The sequence below is a fragment of the Glycomyces sp. NPDC050141 genome (genome assembly GCF_055586545.1).
Map to the genome: position 1 here is coordinate 13,322 of NZ_JBVJHZ010000013.1, position 20,529 is coordinate 33,850.

13 protein-coding genes and 1 pseudogene are annotated in these 20,529 nt (G+C 67.5%); 6 read left to right on the forward strand and 8 right to left on the reverse strand.

What is annotated here, in order from left to right:
- Positions 1 to 66: 66 nt before the first annotated feature.
- Genes ACZ60M_RS10360 through ACZ60M_RS10370 form a run of 3 tightly spaced genes read left to right on the forward strand, consistent with a single transcriptional unit; the run spans position 67 to position 3,592 of the window.
- Positions 67 to 1,719, forward strand: a complete 1,653-nt coding sequence (locus tag ACZ60M_RS10360; RefSeq protein ID WP_465416734.1) for an extracellular solute-binding protein — start codon at positions 67 to 69, stop codon at positions 1,717 to 1,719.
- Positions 1,716 to 2,690 carry an ABC transporter permease gene (locus ACZ60M_RS10365; RefSeq protein WP_465416736.1) on the forward strand — a complete coding sequence of 325 codons (975 nt, stop codon included), beginning with the start codon at positions 1,716 to 1,718 and terminating at the stop codon, positions 2,688 to 2,690. The genes ACZ60M_RS10360 and ACZ60M_RS10365 overlap by 4 nt, the downstream gene beginning before the upstream one ends.
- Positions 2,690 to 3,592, forward strand: coding sequence for a carbohydrate ABC transporter permease (locus tag ACZ60M_RS10370; protein WP_465416738.1), 903 nt, complete (start codon positions 2,690 to 2,692; stop codon positions 3,590 to 3,592). The genes ACZ60M_RS10365 and ACZ60M_RS10370 overlap by 1 nt, the downstream gene beginning before the upstream one ends.
- Positions 3,593 to 3,651: 59 nt before the next feature.
- Here the strand turns inward: ACZ60M_RS10370 and ACZ60M_RS10375 are convergent, their stop codons facing one another.
- Complete coding sequence (locus ACZ60M_RS10375; RefSeq protein ID WP_465416740.1) at positions 3,652 to 5,919, reverse strand: alpha-L-arabinofuranosidase C-terminal domain-containing protein; 2,268 nt, start codon at positions 5,917 to 5,919, stop codon at positions 3,652 to 3,654.
- Positions 5,920 to 5,987: 68 nt separating this feature from the next.
- Here ACZ60M_RS10375 and ACZ60M_RS10380 point away from each other — a divergent pair, with 68 nt between their 5' ends.
- Positions 5,988 to 6,980 carry a LacI family DNA-binding transcriptional regulator gene (locus tag ACZ60M_RS10380; protein WP_465416742.1) on the forward strand — a complete coding sequence of 331 codons (993 nt, stop codon included), beginning with the start codon at positions 5,988 to 5,990 and terminating at the stop codon, positions 6,978 to 6,980.
- Between the two features lie 74 nt (positions 6,981 to 7,054).
- On the opposite strand, the gene ACZ60M_RS10385 is transcribed toward ACZ60M_RS10380, so the two are convergent.
- Genes ACZ60M_RS10385 through ACZ60M_RS10405 form a run of 5 tightly spaced genes read right to left on the reverse strand, consistent with a single transcriptional unit; the run spans position 7,055 to position 12,539 of the window.
- Positions 7,055 to 8,011: a glycosyl hydrolase gene (locus ACZ60M_RS10385; RefSeq protein WP_465416743.1), complete on the reverse strand. Its 957-nt coding sequence runs from the start codon at positions 8,009 to 8,011 to the stop codon at positions 7,055 to 7,057.
- Positions 8,012 to 8,028: 17 nt separating this feature from the next.
- Positions 8,029 to 9,522 (reverse strand): arabinosylfuranosidase ArfA, encoded by a 1,494-nt coding sequence (gene arfA / locus ACZ60M_RS10390; protein WP_465416745.1) that lies wholly within the window; start codon positions 9,520 to 9,522, stop codon positions 8,029 to 8,031.
- Positions 9,523 to 9,559: 37 nt separating this feature from the next.
- Positions 9,560 to 10,378, reverse strand: a complete 819-nt coding sequence (locus ACZ60M_RS10395; RefSeq protein ID WP_465416747.1) for a carbohydrate ABC transporter permease — start codon at positions 10,376 to 10,378, stop codon at positions 9,560 to 9,562.
- Positions 10,375 to 11,280, reverse strand: coding sequence for a carbohydrate ABC transporter permease (locus ACZ60M_RS10400; RefSeq protein ID WP_465416751.1), 906 nt, complete (start codon positions 11,278 to 11,280; stop codon positions 10,375 to 10,377). The genes ACZ60M_RS10395 and ACZ60M_RS10400 overlap by 4 nt, the downstream gene beginning before the upstream one ends.
- Positions 11,277 to 12,539: an ABC transporter substrate-binding protein gene (locus ACZ60M_RS10405; RefSeq protein WP_465416753.1), complete on the reverse strand. Its 1,263-nt coding sequence runs from the start codon at positions 12,537 to 12,539 to the stop codon at positions 11,277 to 11,279. Before ACZ60M_RS10405 ends, ACZ60M_RS10400 begins: the two co-directional genes overlap by 4 nt.
- A gap of 322 nt (positions 12,540 to 12,861) precedes the next feature.
- Between ACZ60M_RS10405 and ACZ60M_RS10410 the strand changes: the two genes are divergently transcribed.
- Positions 12,862 to 14,526 (forward strand): AbfB domain-containing protein, encoded by a 1,665-nt coding sequence (locus ACZ60M_RS10410; protein WP_465416755.1) that lies wholly within the window; start codon positions 12,862 to 12,864, stop codon positions 14,524 to 14,526.
- A gap of 103 nt (positions 14,527 to 14,629) precedes the next feature.
- Here the strand turns inward: ACZ60M_RS10410 and ACZ60M_RS10415 are convergent, their stop codons facing one another.
- Together ACZ60M_RS10415 and ACZ60M_RS10420 are read right to left on the reverse strand one after the other, a co-directional pair.
- On the reverse strand, positions 14,630 to 15,730 hold the full coding sequence (locus tag ACZ60M_RS10415) for a ricin-type beta-trefoil lectin domain protein (RefSeq protein WP_465416757.1): 1,101 nt from the start codon (positions 15,728 to 15,730) through the stop codon (positions 14,630 to 14,632).
- Between the two features lie 127 nt (positions 15,731 to 15,857).
- Positions 15,858 to 17,354 carry a non-reducing end alpha-L-arabinofuranosidase family hydrolase gene (locus ACZ60M_RS10420; RefSeq protein WP_465416759.1) on the reverse strand — a complete coding sequence of 499 codons (1,497 nt, stop codon included), beginning with the start codon at positions 17,352 to 17,354 and terminating at the stop codon, positions 15,858 to 15,860.
- 863 nt (positions 17,355 to 18,217) lie between these two features.
- On the opposite strand from ACZ60M_RS10420, the pseudogene ACZ60M_RS10425 reads away from it, so the two are divergent.
- A pseudogene (locus tag ACZ60M_RS10425) lies at positions 18,218 to 20,425 on the forward strand (beta-xylosidase family glycoside hydrolase); the annotation flags it as partial.
- Between the last annotated feature and the right edge of the window lie 104 nt (positions 20,426 to 20,529).

The window sequence follows — 20,529 nt, forward strand, 5'->3', positions numbered from 1 at the left end:
CCTTGGCGACACGCTCGCGAAGGCCCCGCGCCTGCACTTGTCAACGATGATTTAAGGAGGCCCCTCATGGCCGAACTCTCACGCCGCAGACTCCTCGGCACCGCCGGTGCGGCGGCCGCGACAGCGGCCCTCGGCACCACCGCCGCCTGCTCGGAGAACACCGGTGGCACCACCGGCGGCGACTTTGAACTCCCGACGTTCCAACCCGCCCCCGAACTCGACGTCCAGCCGTACTTCGCCAGCGAGACACCGGGAATGGAGAAGGTCTACACCGAGTTCCCGAAGTCGTGGTTCAAGTCCGTCGAGCGCGAGCCCGCGTCCGGCGGCAAGGTCACGAGCTTCCAGCTCACGTGGGGCGACCCCTCGACTCCGCTTGAAGACAACCCCTATTGGCAGGAGCTCAACGAGCGTCTCGGCGTGAGTTTCGAGCCGCAGTTCGTGCCGCAGCCGGTCTTCGACCAGAAGTTCGCGACGATGCTCGCCTCCGGTGAAGTGCCCGACCTGGTGTTCGTCAACGACCAGTCCGCGGTGAACCTGCAGGGCATCCGGGACGGCGCGTTCGCCGACCTCTCCGAGGTGTTCTCGGGCGACAACATCCTCAAATGGCCCAACCTCGCCGCACGTCAAGAGGAGATCTGGCAGGCCAGCCTCAAGGACGGCCGCATCTACCAGATCCCCTCGATCGTCTGGGCCCTCACGAACCTGCCGACGATGCGCACCGACCTGGTCGACCAGACCTCGATCGGCCGCGCACCGAAGGACGCCGACGAGCTGCTGACCGTCCTCAAGGAGGTGTCGGCACTCGGCACCGGACCTGGCGGTCAGAAGGTGTACGGCATCAGCAAGTACGAGCCGGTCATGTGGCGGCGCCTGTTCAAGGTCGGACCCGACTGGCAGCTCAATGATGCCGGCGAGCTCGTGCACGCCTCTTCGACCGAGAACTACAGGGCGATGCTCGAATGGCTCGCGCGGGCTTGGGCGGAAGGCGTCTTCGACCCGGTCGCGATGACCACCAACCCGGCCGACATCGTCTCGGGTGCCGCGCTCACCTGGGACGCGGTCTCGACGACGTTCGCGTCCCCGGACGGCTTCGTCCTGCGGGAGCGGGACCTGGCGGGCGCGACGTTCGACTTCTTCGACATGCCCGGCTTCGACGGATCGCAGCAGCTCGCCGTCCGCAACATCCCCTACGGGCGGTCGACGTGCGTGTCCGCCAAGGCCGCCGAGGACGAGGAGCAGCTGCACCGCATCCTCGACGTCCTCGACTACTTCTCGGCCCCGTTCGGCTCCGAGGAGTACCTGTTCGTCAGCTCGGGGATCGAAGGGCGGCACTACAACCTGGACCAGTTCGGCATCCCGGTCTCGACCGGCGAGAACGTCACCGAGCTCGGCGTGCAGTACGTGGGCGTCGTCTCCGGCGACAACTCGTACCGCGGCCACCCGAACCAGGCGCCGTGGGCAGAATCGTTCTCGCAGGTCATGGAGTCCATGGCGCAGAACTCGGTCGTGCGGCCGCTCGAAGGGCTCGAAGGGTCCTCCGACACGTTCATCGCCAAGGGCGCCCAGCTCCAGACACTGTGGGACGACTTCGAGCGCGGTGTCGTCACCGGCCGCGAGAGCGTCGACGACCTCGAATCGATCGTCTCCAACTACATGTCGCAGGGCGGCACGCAGGTCAAGGACGAGTACACCCAGGCCCTCAAGGACGCCGGCAAGTGAGCGTGAGCGTCACCGACAACCCCGGGACCCGCACCGAGCGGGCCCCGGGGCCACCCGCGCCCAAGCGCAAGACCACGCTGCGGCACCGCATCTGGCGTGAACGCTGGTCCTACACGTTCATCGTCCCCGGGGCGCTGTTCTTCCTGGTGTTCGCCTACGTGCCGATGCTCGGCAACGTCGTCGCCTTCCAGGAGTACACGCCGTTCCGCGGCATCGAGGGCTCCTCTTGGGTGGGCCTCGCGAACTTCACTGCGATCACCGCGGACCCTGAAGTGCTCATGGCCCTGCGCAACACGCTCATCATCGCGGTGCTGCAACTGGTCTTCGCCTTTCCGGCACCGATCGCCCTCGCACTACTGCTGAACTCGCTCATCTCAGACCGCGCGAAACGCATGGTGCAGACCGCGGTCTACCTGCCGTACTTCCTGTCCTGGGTCATCGTGATCTCGGTGTGGCAGCAGGTCCTCGGCGGCGGCGGGCTCGTCGCGGGGATCCTCGACGCCTGGGGGATGTCTGGGTTCGACGCGATGACGAACGCCGACACCTTCAAACTCCTCGTCGTCGCCCAGGCGATCTGGAAGGACTGCGGCTGGGGCACCATCATCTTCTTCGCAGCCATCGCAGGCATTCCCTCGGACCGTTATGAGGCGGCCGCGATGGACGGCGCGACCGGCTGGCAGCGCACCTGGCACATCACGCTCCCGGCACTTGTCCCCGTCGCGACGCTGCTGCTCATCCTCAACATCGGCTCGATCCTCACCGTCGGCTTCGAGCAACTGCTCCTCCAACAGCCCATGGTCGGGGCCCAAGCGGCGGAAGTGCTCGACACGTTCGTCTACTTCAGAGGCGTCCTCGGCGGCCAATGGGGCGTCGCGACCGCCGCGGGCCTGCTCAAGGGCGTCATCGGCACGATCCTGGTCCTGTCGGCCAACCGCATCGCCAAACGCCTAGGCGGAGAAGGGATCTTCTAATGAGCGCACTCGCACAGCAGCGCCGCCACGGTGCCCCCTGGTTGAGCCCGCCCTCCTTGGGGGTCCGGGCCGTCAAGGCCGTCGTGATCGCCCTGATCGTGACCACCATGATCTACCCGCTCGTGTACGTGATCGCGATGAGCTTCGCGGCACCGTCCCAAGCCCGCGCCGGAGTCATCTTCCCGACCGAGTTCTCCCTGGACGCCTACCGCGCGATCTTCAACGGCGGCACCGTCACCCAAGGCCTCATGAACTCGCTCTTCATCACCGTCGTCGGGACGCTGCTCTCCCTCGCCGCGACCTCGATGCTCGCCTGGGGCCTGGCACGCACCCGCCAAGTCCCCGGCGCCAAGATCGTGCTCGTCATGGTCCTGGCGACCATGTTCTTCTCGGCCGGGATCATCCCGAACTTCATGCTGATCAAATACCTCGGGCTCCTGGACTCCACCTGGTCGCTGATCATCCCCGGCCTCATCTCGGCCTTCAACATGATCGTCATCAGGAACTTCTTCCAAAGCCTCCCAGAGGAGTTGATCGAAGCAGCCCGAATCGACGGAGCAGGCGAATGGCGGATCTTCCTCCGGATCGTCCTGCCGCTGTCGAAACCAGTACTCGCCGTGATGGGCCTGTTCTACGCGGTCGGGTACTGGAACACCTACTTCAACGCGCTGCTGTACATCAACGACGCCGAGAAGTGGCCCATCCAAGTCGTGCTCCAGCAGTACGTCCTGGCAGGGGTCCAGATCCCGGGGGCGACCCTTTCCGGCGACGCTCCTCCCCCGCCCGGCGTGACGCTGCAGATGGCGGTCATCGTCCTCGCCACCGTCCCCATCCTCATCGTCTACCCGTTCCTCCAGCGCTTCTTCACCTCCGGAGTCCTCACCGGCGCCGTCAAAGGCTGAGTACGGACTGCATAGCGAAGGGGCCCTGCGGATCGCAGGGCCCATTCCGTTCGCGTGCCCTACCGTTCCGGGCGGACCACCGCGGTGGCGAACGACCACGGCGGCAGTTCGACGTCGAGCCCGTCGTCGCCCTTGACGCTCAGGTCGAGCGGTGCGACGGGGGACGTCTCGAAGCATTCGCCGTCGTCAGGTCCGGCGCCTGCCAGGAGGCGCACCGCGCCGGAGACCGGCCCGCGGATGGCCAGGTGCGCGGTCTTCGCCGTGTCCTCGGCGTTGACCAGGCGCACCACGTACTCGGTCCCGTGCTCACCGGTCCGGGAGAGGACCCCGGCGGCGACGCGCTGCTCGGGCCGGAGGTCCTGCTCGTAGTCGTGGCGCAGTTCGCCGTCGGCCCAGACGCGGACGCGGGCCCCGTCGAGGCGGACCCGCACCCGCACCGGTTCATCGGGATGCAGGCCCTTCCAGGGAACGGGGCCGTGGTCGCTGCCGTCGATGTCGTCGTCGTTGCGGTTGACGACGGTGAACTTGTTCTGCCACATGCCGAAGTTCACCGACAGCCAGCTCTGCGGCGACTCCGGGCCGAGGCGGATCTCGAAGCCGTCATCGCCGTCGCTCTTGAGTGCGGTGAACTCCAGTTCGGCGTTGGTCGGGTCGATGCCGCCCAGATGCGCGCCGTCGCTGCCAGGGGCGGTCCGCGCATCGGGCAGCCGGTTCCCGTCCAGGACGATGTCGGTGAACGCGACATCGGCGCGCGGCGACTTCAACAGCGCCGTGCCCGCGGTCGGCACCGTCACGGCCAGCCCCTCGACGCCGTCGAGCTCGACGGCGTGGACCCGCTCGCCGCGCTCAGCGCCGAACGCCTGCTGCACGTAGTAGGACGCGCTGGGCCGGACCTCGTCGGCGGTGAAGTAGATCAGGTCCGGCGTCCACTGCGTGTGGCCGACCCGGGCGAGCAGGGGCGCATAGGAGGCCAGGCGGACCACCTCGGGGCGGCGCTCCATCGCGATCATGTACGCGGCCTCGGCCAGCGCCGACCGGACCTTGCTCGACCATGCGGCGTATTCGCCCAGGTACACCTTGGGGCCGTTGGGGTCGTAGGCGTCCCAGCGGTCGGTGTTCTGGTGGTACCAGCGGGGGTTGCAGTAGCCGTGCTCGTCGATCATCGGGATCGCGCGCTCGCGGGCGAAGGCCCATCCGGCTTCGTAGTCGTCGCCGTGCGGGGCGGGACCGGCGGTGCCGATGGGGGTGACCTCGGGGTGGGCTTTGCGGAGGGCGTCTTCGATGCGGGCGTAGCGGTCGCGGAACTGGTCGGTGATCTCGTCTTCGTTGCCGATGCCGAGGTAGCGGAGTCCGAAGGGCTCGGGGTGTCCGAGGGCGGCGCGTTTGGCGCCCCACTTGGTGCCGGTGCCGCCGTTGGCGAACTCGACGAGGTCGAGGACGTCCTGGATGTAGTCGTCCATTTCGGATTCGGGGATGGCGTGCTGGCCGCCGGGCGAGTTCTGGCAGCAGACCCCGGCGGCGACAATGGGGATCGCGGTCGCGCCGGTGGCTTCGCAGAGCTGGAAGTATTCGAGGTAGCCGATCTGGCGGGACTGGTGGTAGTGCCAGATGTTGCGGGCCTGGACGCGTTCGTGGCGGGGGCCGATCGTGTCTTTCCAGTGGTAGACGTTGTCGAGGCCGAACCCGTGGGCGAGGCAGCCGCCGGGGAAGCGGATGAAGCTCGGGTGGAGGTCTTTGAGCGCTTGGAGGAGGTCGGGGCGGAAGTTGAGCGGTTCGCCGTGTTCGTCGAGGGGGCGGATCGAGACGGCGTCGATGTCGACGGTGGCGCCGTCGGGGACGGTGATGCGGAGGTCGCCGCGGCCGTCGGCCGTGACGTCGAGGTCGATTTCGGCGCGGTGCCAGCCGCCGGGGGCGACGGGGAGGCGGCCCCGCGCGCATCCGTCGGCGATGGTGATCTGCAGGCTGGTGGGGTCGCCGTCGGTGCGGGCGAACAGGGTGAGCCGGAGGCGCTGTCCCGCGGTGGCGCCGATCCCGTCCCAGCCGCTGTTGGCGATCGAGGCGGGACCGGTGAGGCGCGCGTAGTGGGCGTTGTTGGGGTGCAGCGGCTCGTCGGCGCGCACTTCGACGGCTCCGGCGGTGTCCCATCCGGTGAGCGGGTGGAAGCCCTCGCGTTCGGAGGCGTCGAACTCGAAGTCGCCGTTGCGCACCTGCTCGGCGTTGAGGCCGCCGTCGAGGGCGTCGTTGAGGTCTTCGATGAACAGGCCCCACAGGTCGGGGGCGGCTTCGGCGACGGCGTCGCCGATCGTGACGGTGAATCGCTGGCTCATTCGAGGGCTTCCTTGGCATTGTCGGTGGACAGTTGGTCGAAACTGCGTCTCCCGGGATAATGGGAGGCATGCAACGACGTGTGACGATCGAGGACATCGCGGAGGCGACCGGGGTCTCCCGGCAGACGGTGAGCCGTGCGATGAACGGGAAGCCGCGCATCAGCGCCGAGACCCGCGCTCGCGTCCTCGAGGCGAGTGAGCGGCTGGGCTACCGTCCGGACCGCTTCGCGTCGAATCTGGCCCGCAACGACAAGACGACGACCGTGGCGTTCGTGGTCGACTCGTTCCGCAACCCCTATTACTCGGAGCTGACCGCCGACCTGCTCGACGCGGCTTCGTCGCGGGGGTGGCAGATGACGATCTCCTCGCACGAGAACGAGCCCGAGCTCGCCTTGATCAGTCGCCTCACGAGCCAGGTGGACGCGGTTGTCGGCTATTTCAGCGAGGCCGACGAGGCCGCGATGGTCACCGCCGCGCGGGGTGCGCCGCTGGTGGTCTTGGGCCGTACCGCTTCGACGCCGGGGCTGCGGTCGGTGGACTTCGACTTCCAGGCGTCGTTCAAGGCACTCGTACCCGAGCTGCGCGAGCGCGGTTCGCGCCGCTTCGGTCTGCTTGAGAGCCAACCGGCTGGGACGGTGTACGCCCCGAGCAGCAGGCGCATCGCCTACGAGGCCGCGGTCGACGACGCGTCGGCGGCAGCGGTGGTGGTGTGCGAGGCGACCGCGCAGTCGGTGGAGGCGGGCGAGCGCGGGTTCCACGAGCTGATGGAGCAGTTCCCCGAGACCGACACGGTGATCGCGTTCGCCGACCTGATGGCGATGGGTGCGCTGCGCGCCGCCCAGCAGCGGGGACTGGGCGTCCCCGGAGACGTGCGGATCGTCGGGGTCGACGGTCTCTCCTTGGGCGCGGCCACTTCTCCGGCGCTGACGAGTCTGGCGATCCTCGGCGGGCCGTTCACCGAGACCATCGCCGATGCGGTGGAGCGGGCGCTGTCCGGTGAGCGGGATTCGTTCAAGCCCCGGTTCACGGTGCCGACGGTGCTCTGGCGCGAGTCGGCCTGAGCCCGGGCAGGCGTGTGCCCGGCGGCGCCCCCGGGGAGGCGGGCGCCGCCGAACGGATTCAGGGAGCGTGCGGGTCAGGGCCGTGGTCCTTCGACGGGGAGGATCGGGCCGGTCAGGGCCTCGTCCCGGTCGCACACCAGATGCCCGTCGACGACGCGGGCGCGGGCGACCTGGATGGAGGTGCGCCGGTGGCCGTGGAGGTCGTCGCGGATCGGCTGGCCCGGCACGCGTTCGGGGTGGGTGAAGTAGAAGACGAACGCGTCGTCGCCGACGACGACCACGTCGGCGTGCAGGCCGATGCCGCCGTCGTCCTCGCCCGTTCCCGGGGTTTCGAGGATGCGGTCCTGCTGGGCCCAGTCGCGCAGGTCGCCGGACTGGTGCACGCGCAGGCCGGACCATTCGTCGGTGAGCATCCACCATGAGCCGCCGAGCCGGAACACGTTCGGGCCCTCGTGCGGCTGGTTCGTCACGCCCGGTCCGCTCGGCGTCCACTGGTAGAGGTCGGGGCTGTCGGCCGTGTAGGTGTGCGCGCCGCCGCGATCGCTGTCCTTGAACCACATGCGCCAACCGCCTGCGGGGAGCGGGAGGACGCAGGCGTCGATGACGTCGCGCGAGTCCAAGTCGAGTGTGGACTCGTATCGCCAGGTGGCGAGGTCGTCGCTGGTGTAGTGGCGGATCTGCTTGTCGTGGCCGACCCACTGCTTGGGCACGCCTTCGATGACGCTGACGTACATGTGGAACGTCTCGCCGTCGTCGATCACCTCGGGCGCCCAGTAGGTGTCGCGGCCGAAGCCGGTCGCGAGCCCTTGGGCGGTGCCCCGGTAGAGCCAGGTCGCCCCGCCGTCCTTCGAGGAGGCGATGCCGATGTCGGTGCCGTGGACCCATGAGACGTCGTCGAACGGCGGGGCCCACACGCGCCGGTTGGTGTAGAACATCCACCACTCGCCGGCGGCGCGGTTCCAGATGACCGTGGGGTCGGCCGCGCCGTCGTGGATCGGGTCGCGGAACAGGGGCTTGGGAATCGCGGTCATGTGCTCGCTCCTTCAGCTCAGGCGATGGTGATGCAGGTCCAGGAGACCGGCGGCAGGTCGATGGTGACGGTGCTGCCGTCGCGTTTGACGGTCTCGTTGGTGCGCAGTCGGACCCGGTCGGGCTGCTCCAAGGTGTTCTTGGCGTGGCGGTCCTCGTCCCAGATCCCCTGCGCGGTCACGTCGCCGTCGAGCCCGAGCGCGCCGATGTCGACGGTGAAGCTCGCGGATTCGGTCGCGGAGCGGTTGACGGCGAAGACGGCGGCGCGGTCGCCGTCGATGGTGGCGACGGCGTCGACGGCGGTGACCTCGCCGTACTTCGCGGTCGCGATGGCCGGGGCGTCGAGGGCGCCGCGCAGCGCGGTCCCGGTGGCGGTCCTCGCGGTGAGCGCGAAGGGGTGGAACGTCGTCTGCTTCCAGGCCGGGCCGCCCGGTTCGGTCATGATCGGCGCGATCACGTTGACCAGCTGCGCGAGGCTCGCGGCCTTGACCCGGTCGGCGTGCTTGAGCAGCGAGACGAGGAGCCCGCCGAGTGCGACGGCGTCGGTGACCGAGTACTGGTTCTCCAGGAGGCGGGGCGCGACAGGCCAGCCTTCGATGGCGTCGACCTCGCCCGCCTGCTGGTACCAGATGTTCCACTCGTCGAACGAGAGGTTGATCCGGCGCTTGGAGCCCTTGACGGCGCGCACGTGCTCGATGGTGTGGACGATGCCCTCGATGTAGTCGTCCATGTCCGCGCCCGAGGCGAGGAAGCTCTCGACGTCGCCGTCGGACTCGTGGTAGTAGGAGTGGCAGGAGATGTAGTCGATCTCCTCGTAGGCGTGCTCGAGGACGGTGCGCTCCCAGGTACCGAAGGTCGGCATGCCGCGCCAGGAGGACCCGCAGGCCGAGAGCTGGAGGTCGCGGTCGAGGGCGCGCATGGCGCGGGCGGTGGTGACGGCGAGCTTGCCGTAGTCCTCGGCGCTCTTGGCTCCGATCTGCCAGGGGCCGTCCATCTCGTTGCCCAGGCACCACATCCGGACGTCGAACGGGTGCTCCCGCCCGTTGGCGCGGCGCTGGTCGGAGCGGGCGGTGCCGCCGGGGATGTTCGCGTACTCCAAGAGCTGCAAGGCTTCACGGGTGCCGCGGGTGCCGAGGTTGGAGGCGAGCATCAGTTCGGCGCCGACGAGGTCGAGCCAGTCGGCGAACTCGTGCAGGCCGACCTCGTTCGTCTCGGTCGAGTGCCAGGCCGGTTCGAGTCGCCTGGGGCGCTGCTCGACCGGGCCGACCCCGTCCTCCCAGTCGTAGGCGGAGACGAAGTTCCCGCCGGGGTACCGGACGGTGGTGATGCCGAGCTCGCGGACCAGGTCGACGACGTCGCGGCGGAACCCGTCCGGGCCGGACTCCGGGTGGCCCGGTTCGAAGATGCCGTCGTAGATGTGGCGGCCGAGGTGCTCGACGAACCCGCCGAAGAGCCGGTGGTCGACGCCGCCGACGGCGAAGGCCGGATGGAGGCGGAGGCTGGCGTTGTACATGGGTGGGTGTTTCGCTTTCGTTGAGGAGGGCGGCCGGTCAGCCTTTGACGGAGCCGCTGACCAGGCCGGAGACGATGTACCGCTGCGCGCACAGGAACACGATCACCATGGGCGCGAGGGCGATGACGCTGAGCGTCATGAACTTGGGCCAGTCGGTCGTGAACTGGCCGACCGCGCTGTAGACCTGGAGGACCAGGGTCTGCTTGTCCGGGGAGTTGATGAAGACGTTCGGGGTGATGAAGTCGTTCCACACCCACATGGCCTGGAAGACGCCGACGGTGACCAGGATCGGCCGGGTCAGCGGCAGCACGATCGTCCAGTAGATCTTCAGCGAGCCGGCCCCGTCGATCCGCGCGGCCTCGAACAGCTCGGACGGGATCGTCCGCATGTAGCCGATGATGAGGAAGTAGCAGAAGATCGCGCCCGACAGGTAGAGGACGACGAGGCCCTCCAGGGTGTCGACCAGCTGCATCCGCGTCAGCATGCGGTACAGCGGGATCAGCGTGGTCTGGCCCGGCACCAGGAACGCCACGACGAACAGGACGCCGAGCGCGGTGGTGAGCATGCCCCGGCCGATGAGCATCCCGTAGGCGGCCATCGAGCCGACCAGCAGCATGAGCAGGATCGACGCGGCGGTCACGTACACGGTGTTGAGGAACGCCTGCCCGATCGGCAGGGTCTGGAACACCTCGATGTAGTTGTCCGCGTTGAAACTCGAAGGCAGCCCCAGCGGGCTCGCCGAGCTCTCCGGCTGGGTCTTGAACGTGTTGACCACGAGGTAGTAGAAGGGGATCGCCATGAGGGCGGCGATCGGGAGCATCACGACACTCAAGACGATGCTGCGCAGATTCCTCATGAGAACCGGGCCTCCAGACGGCGCGAGAGGGCGAGCTGGGCGACGATGATGAGCCCGACCGCCAGGAAGAACACCACGCTCAGCGCCGACGCCTTGCCGATCTCCGACTGGGCGATGCCGTTCTCGATGATCGACTGCGTGAGCGTGCGGGTCGCGAATCCGGGCCCGCCGCCGGTGAGCGTGTACGGCAGGTCGTAGACCTTGAGCCCGCCGGTGAGCAGCAGCAGCTGGCTCACCGTGACCGCCGGTGTCAGGAGCGGCAGCGTCAGGTGCCGGAACTGCTGCCAGCGCGAGGCCCCGTCGATCCGGGCGGCCTCGTAGAAGTCCGAGGGGATCGCCTGGAGGTACGCGAGGTAGAGGATCGTGTGCCAGCCGGTTCCCGCCCACACGGCCACCACGATGACGCTGACCTTCGCCAGGACGGGGTCGGCCAGCCACGGGACCGGTGCGGCGCCGAACCAGCCGATCACGGAGTTGATGACCCCGGACCCCAAGGGCGCGAAGATGAACCCCCAGATCAGGCCGAGGATCGCGATCGACAGGACCGACGGGAAGAAGAACACCGAGCGGACCGCGTTGCGGCCGAAGAACTTCTGGTTCAGGGTGATCGCGAGCGGGATCGCCAGCGCGGTGATCGCCACTGTAGTGGTCACGGCGTACAGGAGCGTGAACCCCAGCGCCGAGAGCATCGAGGAGTCCTGCCAGATCGTGGCGTAGTTGTCGAGGCCGACGAATGCCGCGTCCGTCGAGTAGCCGTTGAAGTCGGTGAGGCTGTAGTAGAACGACTGCCCGAGCGGCACGAGGAAGAGCACGATGAATACCGCGATGACCGGCAGCAGGAACAGGTAGGACTCGAGACTCTGCCGGCGCAGCGCCCTGCGGCGCGAGGGCCGGGCGCTCATCGGAGCGAGGCCAGCTTCGCGTCCATGCCCTTGCCGACGTCGCGGGGGCCGATCTGGCCGGACGCGAGCTGCTGGACGAGCGCGGTGGACTCGGTGGCCATCGCGTCGCTGAACTCGGGCCAGCTCGCCGACGGCAGGTAGTACTCGTCGGCGCGGACGGCCGGGGCGAGTTCGTCGAACTCGGCCGGGAGCTCGGGCTCGAAGTCCTTGGTGGTGGTGATGTTCTGGTTGACCTCCTGGTAGACCTCGACGCCGGCCTTGGTGGACATCCAGTCGATGAACAGCTTCGCGGCCTCGGGCTGCTTCGCTTTCGCGTTGAGCGCCAGGCCCGGGGAGACCGCGCCGCACCAGTAGGGCTCGCCCGCGATGGCGGGGACGGCTTTGAACGTGATGTCGAGATCGGGTGCGCCGTCGAGGATGCCCGCCAGGCCCCAGGACCCGGCCGGCATCATGGCGACACGGCCCTGCTGGAATTCCTGGAGCACCTGGTCGTAGGTGGTACCGGCCGCTGCCTCGTCGAGGTAGCCCGCTTCGAAGAGTTGGAACCAGGCCTCGACTGCGGGGGCCCATGCCGCTTCGAAGGTCAGGTCGCCGTCGAAGATCTGCTGGTCCATGGTGCCGCCGTAGACGAGGTTCTGCTGGCCGAGCAGTCCGGCGAGCGTGGGCGTGACGCTGTCGACGGCTTCCATGTGGGCGCGCACGCCGGAGTCTTCGATCTGACCGCACAATGCGAGGAACCCGGCCCAGTCGGTCGGGAACTCGGCGGCGCCTGCGGCGGTGAGGAGTTCGTTGTTGACGGCGATGCCGCCGCCCCATGCGGAGACGGCCGAGCCGTAGAGCTTGCCGTCGCGGCTGTAGGTCGCGACCGCGGCGTCGGCGAGGTTCGAAGCCCATGCCTCGCTGCTGAGGTCGGCCACCAGCGCGGCGTCGATGAGCTGCTTCTTGTTCTCGGCGGTGATGATGACGACGTCAGGGGCGCTGTTGGAGCCCAGCTGCGTCTGGAGCTTCTGAATGTACGGCGCCCCGCCGCCGGGGTACTGGGCCTCGACCGTGTAGTCGGGGTTCGCCTTTTCGAACTCGGCGATGATCGGGTCCATGGTCACGGCCCCGTCCCAGGACAGGAACGTGATGGTGTTCGGGTCGGATTCGCCGCCCGAGCAGGCGGTGAGCGCGGTGCCGGCGATTGCGGCCGCAGGGGCGGCCGCCGCGAGGCGCCCGATCTGACGGCGTGAGAGCCGGATGTCGTCGGAAGGCTTCATTGCGCTTCATTCTCCCTCAGCTATCAAGTCGTCACTGCATGTTATAGTTGCATGTCACGACTGCGTGAGCGTTCACGCATTGGAAACTCTAACACCGCCGCGCCGAAACGCACCAGCACCAGCCCTCAAGCGATGCGAAGCCGAGACCTTACAGGTGGGAAGGTCGAGACCGCCGACCCGCAACCACGGCATCTCCCCCAACACATTGACATCTTTGCATCTATGAAGTTATCGTGAACCTGTTGCGTGATCGCTCACGCAACTGACACAGTTCGCGGTGACCTCCCCCGGCGTCGCTCACCGCATGGCGCATTGGAGCACCATGTCGAACCCAAGCACCACTCCCGCCCCGACCCGGGTGGGACGAAGAAACCTCCTTAAGGGAGCTGTACTCACAGGCGGTACCGCCGCCGGACTCGTCGGCCTCGGCCTCGCAACGGCTGCAAGCCAGGAGCTCGACGCCGCGGCCGCGACCCATCCCGGGATGCTGCACAACCAGGCCGACTTCGCCTACATCGCCGCCAAACTCGCCGCAGGCGCCCAGCCGTGGACGGCGGGCTGGAACAAGCTCACGGCCAACCCCCACTCCCAAGCCGGATGGGTCCCCCGCCCCTCCGCGACCATCACCCGCGGCGGCACCGGCACCCAGAACTACCCGCTGCTCTACAACGACGCACACGCCTGCTACCAGAACGGCCTGCGCTGGCGCATCGCCGGGACCGCCGACAACCGCGAGACCGCGGTGACCATCGCCAACGCCTGGTCGTCCACACTGGTCGAGATCAACGGCAGCTCCGACGCCCAACTGGCCGCCGGGATCTACGGCTACCAGATGGCCAACGCCGCCGAGCTCATCCGCGACGCGCCCGGGTTCGACCTCGGCCGGTTCCAGCAGATGCTCATGGACGTCTTCTACGTCATGAATGACGACTTCTTGCGCAACCATCAGGGCACCTGCGACTCCCACTACTGGGCCAACTGGGACCTGTGCGTCATGTGCTCAGTCCTGGCCATCGGCATCCTCTGCGACGACGACGCCCTCATCGACCAGGCGATCGACTACTTCTGGAACGGCATCGGCAACGGCTCGATCCAGCACGCGATCCCGTTCGTCTACGACGAGTACGCCCAATGGCAGGAATCGGGGCGCGACCAGGCCCACTCCGTGATGGGCCTCGGCCTCATGGCGACGTTCATGGAAATGGCCTGGCACCAGGGGATCGACCTCTGGTCGGCGCGCGACAACGCCTTCGCGAAGGCCTGCGAGTACGTCGCCCGCTACAACCTCGGCCACGACGACGTCCCGTGGACCAACTACTCGTGGGGCTCAGGGCACAACTGCGCCTACAACGAGCTGACCGCCATCAGCTACGCCGCCCGCGGCACCTACCGGCCGGTGTGGGAGATGGTCTACCACCACTACTGGTCGCGGCGCGGCATGGCGCTGCCGATGTCGGCCCAGTTCGCCGCCCAGGGCAGCCCCGAAGGCGGCGGCGGGGACTACGGCACGACCTCCGGCGGGTTCGACGCCCTCGGCTTCGGGACGCTGCTCTATGTGCGCGACCGGGTCCCCGTCGCCTCGAACCGGCTGCAGTCGTACAACTACCCGGACCGCTACGTCCGCCACAGCGGCCTCGTCGCCCGCATCGACGCCAACGTCAACCCCGCCGACGACGCCCGGTTCACCCTCGGCGCCGGGCTCGCCGACCGCGCCGCCGACTGCGTCTCGTTCGAGTCGCTGAACTTCCCCGGCTACTACCTGCGCCACGAAGGCTTCGCGCTGAAGCTCGAAGCGAACGACGGCAGCGCCGCCTTCGCCGCCGACGCCACCTTCCGCCGCGTCCCCGGCCTCGCCGACCCCGCCGCGGTCTCGCTCCAGTCCTACAACTACCCCGACCGCCATGTGCGCCACGTGAACTACGTACTGCGCATCGATCCGATCACCGACGCCACCGGCCGCGCCGACGCCACCTTCCGCATCATTTGACGCCCAGGGGCGGGCTGACGGCTCAGTCCGCCCCTGCTGTTCGCCAATCCCCCTCAGTCCAGGAGGACGGCGACTTTGCCTGCGGCACCTGGCGTCGTCGTGGTTACCGTCTGGCCCATTGCTGGTTGGCCTGTCCGCTGCCGCAGGTCCAGAGAGTGACCTTCGTGCCGTTGGCGGTGCCCCAGCCCGAGGCGTCCAGGCACAGGCCGGACTCCACCCCGGTGATGGTGCCGTTGGCGTTGACGTTCCATTGCTGGTTGGCTTGTCCGTTGCAGTCCCAGATCACCACCCGGGTGCCGTTGGCCGTGCCGTGACCGACGGCGTCCAGGCATTTGCTGCCGTACAGCATCAGCTGCTTGCCGGCGGTGTAGGTCCACCGCTGGTTGGCGCCGCCCCAGCAGTCCCATAGCTGGACGTCGGTGCCGTTGGCGGTGCCGACCCCGGTGGCCTCGAGGCAGCGACCGGACTGGGCGCCAACGATCTCGGTGCCGCCCGCGGAGCCGATGCTGCCGGGCACTGATCGCAGCGCGTCGTACCAGACCGCGGCCATCTTGTCGTATCCGGCGGCGGTCGGGTGGACCCCGTCGTCCAGGTCGGCGGCCGTCATGGCGCTGTGCATGTCGACCATGTGCACGTTCTGACCGGCGTTCACCTTGCCCTGCACGATGCCGGGGATCGCCGCGTTGAAGCTGTTGACCGCCGCGTCGCCCTCGGGCCACCCGAGCGGCGTGATCTGCGCGACGAACACCTCGGCGTTCGGCGCCGTCGCGGTGATGCGGTCGATCAGTGCGGACAGGCGGTTCGGGGCGGTGGCGACGTCGTGGTTCTGCAGGATGTCGTTGGTGCCGATGTGCAGCAGCACGGTCTTCGGCTGGTAGGTGTTCAGCCAGCCGACGATGTTCGCGTCGATCTGGTCGATCCGCCAGCCGGGATGGCCCTCGTGGTCGTGGTCGCCGAGGTTCCCCGGCCCGTTGAACTGCGACCCGACGAAGTCCGTGGTGTACCCGCCGCCCGCGAGGCGCTGCCACAGGCCGATCCGGTATCCGCCCGGCGTGGCGGTGCCCTCGGTGATGGAGTCACCCAGCGGCATGACCCGGACCCCGCCGTTCGACTCCGCGCTCGCGGAACCCGTCGGCGCCGCCATCATGGCCAGCACGAAACCGAGCGCCGCGATCGGTCCGAGCCACCTTGCTTTTCTGCGCATCTCTTGCTCCTGGAATTCGTTGGATCGTTGCCGTTCCGGGTGGCCGCAGGGGTCGGGGGCGGGCTCGGCCTTGGACCGAGCCCGCCGGGTACCTCAGGAACACCTGAGCCTGACCTGCGTCGTGCCGTTAGCGCTGCAGGGTCAGCAGACCCGGCCGATACGGCAGGAGTCCGTAGTCCATGCCGTCAGAGCCGGGGTCGCGTCCCTGGTAGAGGAACTGCAGGTTGCAGGGGTCGATGGTCTTGGTCTGGTCGGGGTTGTTGCGGACCAGGTCGCCGTGGCTGATGTCGTCGGTCCAGGTGACACCGGTGTTGGCCTTGCCCGCGAACGGGTTGGACTCGGTGGCGGCCTGCGGCGTCCACGTGCCGTCGAGGCTGGTGGCCGTGAACGAGCGGAAGTAGCGGCCGTTGTTCCCCATGGCCTCGACGATCATGAGGTACTGGTTCTGGCCCTGGACCTTGTAGACCTCGACCGCTTCGAACAAGTTCTCCTTCGTGTCGCTCATGACGAGCTCGTAGTCCGTGCCGAAGCTGCTCGGGAACTCCCCGAGCGGCATGCTGGACCGGTAGATCTGGCCGTTGTCGTTGGCGAAGAACAGGTACATGTTCCGGTCATCGGCGATGAGGGTCTGGTCGATGGGAGCGGCCACGGGAAGCTCCCCGTTGAACAGCTCCTGGTGCGGGCCCCAGCTGTTGGGGTCGCTGGGGTTGGTCGACGTGCGGTAGGAGAACTTGTACGGCCAGCCCCACTGGTAGGCGAGCACCCAGATGTTCTTCGGGGCGAAGTAGATCAGCGTCGGGGCGACGGGGTTGAAGCTCGTCACCGGGTTCTGGCGCGCCGAGGCCATGTCGGACCAGTTGGTGAACGGGCTGAAGACCGTCGAGTTCCAGGCGTCTCCGGCGTCGTGCGTCGTCCCGTAGACGAGGTACTGGCCGTTGTGGCGGACCGCGGTGAAGTCCTTGAGCGCGACCTGTCCGTTCTGCGGTTGCGCCAGCGGGCCGGTCGATGTCCAGTTGTACGTCGACGGGAGCGTGCAGGCGCCGCTGCCGCCGTCGACGCGGACGAGTTGCCACTGCTGGTTGGTGCCGTTCCAGTCGCTGTACTGGACGACGCCTGCGCCGTCGTTGGTCGCGGCGTTCTGGACTTCGACCGCCTTGTTGCTGTTGCGGTTGATCAGGCGGATGTAGCCGTTGTCGGCGTCGGCTAGTCGGAACTGCTGGTTGGCGCCGCCGTGGTCGGTCCACTGGTGGATAGCGGCGCCGTCGTCGGTCGACCAGCCGGAGACGTCGAGCACCTTGCCTGAGTGCCGCGCTTTGATCTTGTAGTAGCCGTTGCCGGCGTCCACGAACTGGAACTGCTGGTTCTGGGTGTCCGTGCGGGTCCACTGGTGGAGCAGGGCTCCGTCGGCGGTGGACACACTGCTGACGTCCAGGGCCTTGCCGCTGTTGCGGTTCACCAGCACGTACCAGGCGGTGGTGTCGACGGTGGCGGCCGATGCCGGGCCGGTGGCCGCGACGACACCGGCACCGGCCAGCACCGCTGTCACGCCGGCGGCGAGGAGCCGCGTCAACCATCGACGCCGCCGAGGCGGCGCGATCGACCGGGAATGAGAAAGGGCGGACATGATCCTCCTTGATTGAGAAACGGACGGTTCACCCGGAGACGGGCGCACCGCGAAGCGGCGCGGCCAGAGGGAAGTTCAGAACAGACTCGTTGCATGAATTTCCCTTTCGTGAGCAGCCAACACCGTCTGTTATCGCTCACATATCGCAATCCAACCCGGAAACATCTGATGATTTTCCCGGCGATTCGAACTATAGAGAGATATCTATGTGTAGTCAATGGTTCGACGAAGGTTTGTTGGTGCACCTAGCGTTAAGTTGCCGCGTCGAGTGTCGCGCCCTTGCCCCCCAGCGGCGCGAGTTCGCGACGCGGGCGTCCTGTCGGCAGAGGTCAGTCGGGGAGGGCGAGCGGCCAGGAGCTTGGCGGCGACGGGAAAACGTCGCCGACGAACCACCGAAGGCACCGGTCGCCAACAATCCTCCGTCGAGCCGTTGACTGCACATAGAGATCTCTCTATAGTTCAAATCGCCGGAGAAATCATCAGATGTTTCGGAGCTAGGTTTCGTCATGTGATCGATAACAGGCGGCTGCGTCTGCTCGAGGAGGGGAAATTCATGCAACGAAACCGTTCTGTGCTTCCCGCTGCCCCTGAGCGGAGGCGCCCCCTGGCCGGTGGGGAAGCGAACCTCGACTAAGGAGAGCAGCATGGCCTGGATGGAAACCCCCAAGAGCCGCAGGCAGATGCTCATCGGCGGCGCCAGCGCGCTCGCCGGGGCCGCCGCCGCGACCGCACTCAACCCGCCCACCGCAGCCCAAGCCCAGCAAGTGTTCGCGTCGACGGGCGCCGCCCAGGTCGCCGAAGCATGGAATCCCGCTTCGTCGTATACGACGACGGACACCGGCGATGGCGCCTACACGGTTCCCATGCTGAACTCCGACGTGCCGGATGTCAGTGTCGAGCGCGTCCCCGCGTCGCAGAACGATGAGAGGCGCGACATCTACTACATGGTCAGCACGACGATGCATCTCAGCCCGGGCGCACCGATCATGAAGTCGTACGACCTCGTCAACTGGGAGATCGTGAGCTACGCGTTCGACCGCCTCGACATCAGTGATGCCGCGTCCTTGCGCAACGGCTCGAACTCCTACGGGCAGGGGCAGTGGGCGTCGTCGGTCCGCTTCCACGAAGGCACCTTCTACGTGCTCATCAATTCGCTGAACCTCGGCGGCGCCTTCCTCTACCGCACCGACGACATCGAGAACGGAGCGTGGACGAAGACGGCGTTCGGTCGTGGCTTCCACGACCCATCGCTCTTCTTCGACGACGCCAACGGCGGAACGCCGTACGTCATCTACGGCGGCGTCAGCGCGGTTCGGCTGAACCCGACGCTGACGGCGGTCGAGCAGGATTTCCCGGACTTCATCCGGCGCAGCGACTACTCGAGCGAGCCGTACGTCGGCAGCGACGGGATCTTCGAGGGCGCTCAGGTGTGGTTCATCGACGGCTACTACTACGTGGTGATGATCACCTGGCGCAGCAACGGTCGACAGGTCGTCATGTTCCGCTCGACCGAACTGCTCGGACGGCTCGCGGACACCCCGGTGGCCTACGAGTCCTATGGAGCGCTGGCTTCGAACGGATTCGCGCAAGGCAGTCTTGTGCCCATCTCGAATGACGCGGGCGACGACGACTGGTACGGCTTCTTCTTCCGCGACTCGTACCCGGTCGGTCGCATCCCGGCGCTGATCCCGGCGACCTGGAGCGACGGGTGGCCGACCTTCGGTGACAACGGCGTCGTGCCGGTCGACGGCGTCTTCGAGAAGCCGATCAGGCTCACCCCGGAGCAGGAGCGCTTCGAACGGCTCAAGTGCATCGTCGTGTCCGACGACTTCGACAACGATGCACCGCACCGTGCCTTCCAGGACGAGCAGTGGACGCTGCCGACACCGCCCGACATCGACGAGACGCTGGTCGGGGTCGAGCTCTTCGGCAATCCCGGCGTCGAGTCCGGAAACACCGAGGGCTGGATCGCCAACGACGGCGCGACGCTCTCGGCGACGACGGACGCGCACAGCGGCTCGACGGCTCTCGCGGTCACCGGGCGGAACCTCACGGGATCGGGGCCGGCGCAGAACCTCACAGGCAAGGTGCAGCACAACGTCACCTACGACGTCTCGGCATGGGTCAAATACGAGAACCCCGCAAGCCCGGCGACCAAGCCGTTCCTCATCACCGCCCGGTACGGCGGCACCAACACGAACTTCGCCAACCTCACGCCCCAGACGGAGGTTGCCCGCGGGACCTGGGGCAAGGTGTCCGGGTCGTTCACGATTCCTGCGTCCCAGGAGCTCTCCGACGTGCGCATCTTCATCGAGACTCCCTGGGTGAGCAATCCGTCGACCGACCCCGACACGCACCTCATGGACTGCAAGGTCGACGACGTGTCACTCATTGGGAGGGCTGACGCCGTCGAGCTGCCGCATCCCGATGAGATCGCCCCGAACGGGTCGAACCTCGATCTGGCCTGGGAGTGGAACCACACGCCCGACAACCGGTACTGGTCCCTCACCGACCGCGAGGGGTGGCTGCGGTTGACGGCCGGCAAGGTCGTGACCGGTGGGTACACGCACCGCGACTCCGGTGGCGAGCTCACCTGGCTGGAAGAAGCGCGCAACACGCTCTCGCAGCGCTCCTTCGGACCTCGGCAGTCGGCCGAGACCAAGCTCGATTTCTCAGCTATGAACGACGGCGACGTCGCCGGACTCGCAGCATTCGGGCAAGACTTCTCGTATGTCGCGGTCCAGCGCGCGAACGGGGTGAACACGGTGGGGGTCGTCCATCGCGGCCGGCCCTTCGCTGCGCCGGTCGACCAGGCGGCGACCGAGCGTTTCCTCCCTGGAGCCACTGCGGAACTCGGGGATGCCACGGAGGTGCACCTCAAGGCGGATCTGGACTTCACCCGGAGCGAGGGGCAGCTCTTCACGACCTTCTATTTCAGTCTGGACGGGATCGATTGGACCCAGCTCGGCAACGCCGTCGGACCGCTCGAGTTCGGCGGGTCGTTGCACTTCATGGGACACAGGGTCGCGCTGTTCAACTACGCGACCCAGCAGACCGGCGGCCACGTCGACTTCGACCACTTCCTGCTGAGCGACACACTGACATCGCAGAACCAGCCGCTCGACAAACGCGACCTGGAGGCGGCGATCGCCTACGCCGAATCACTGGACTCAGG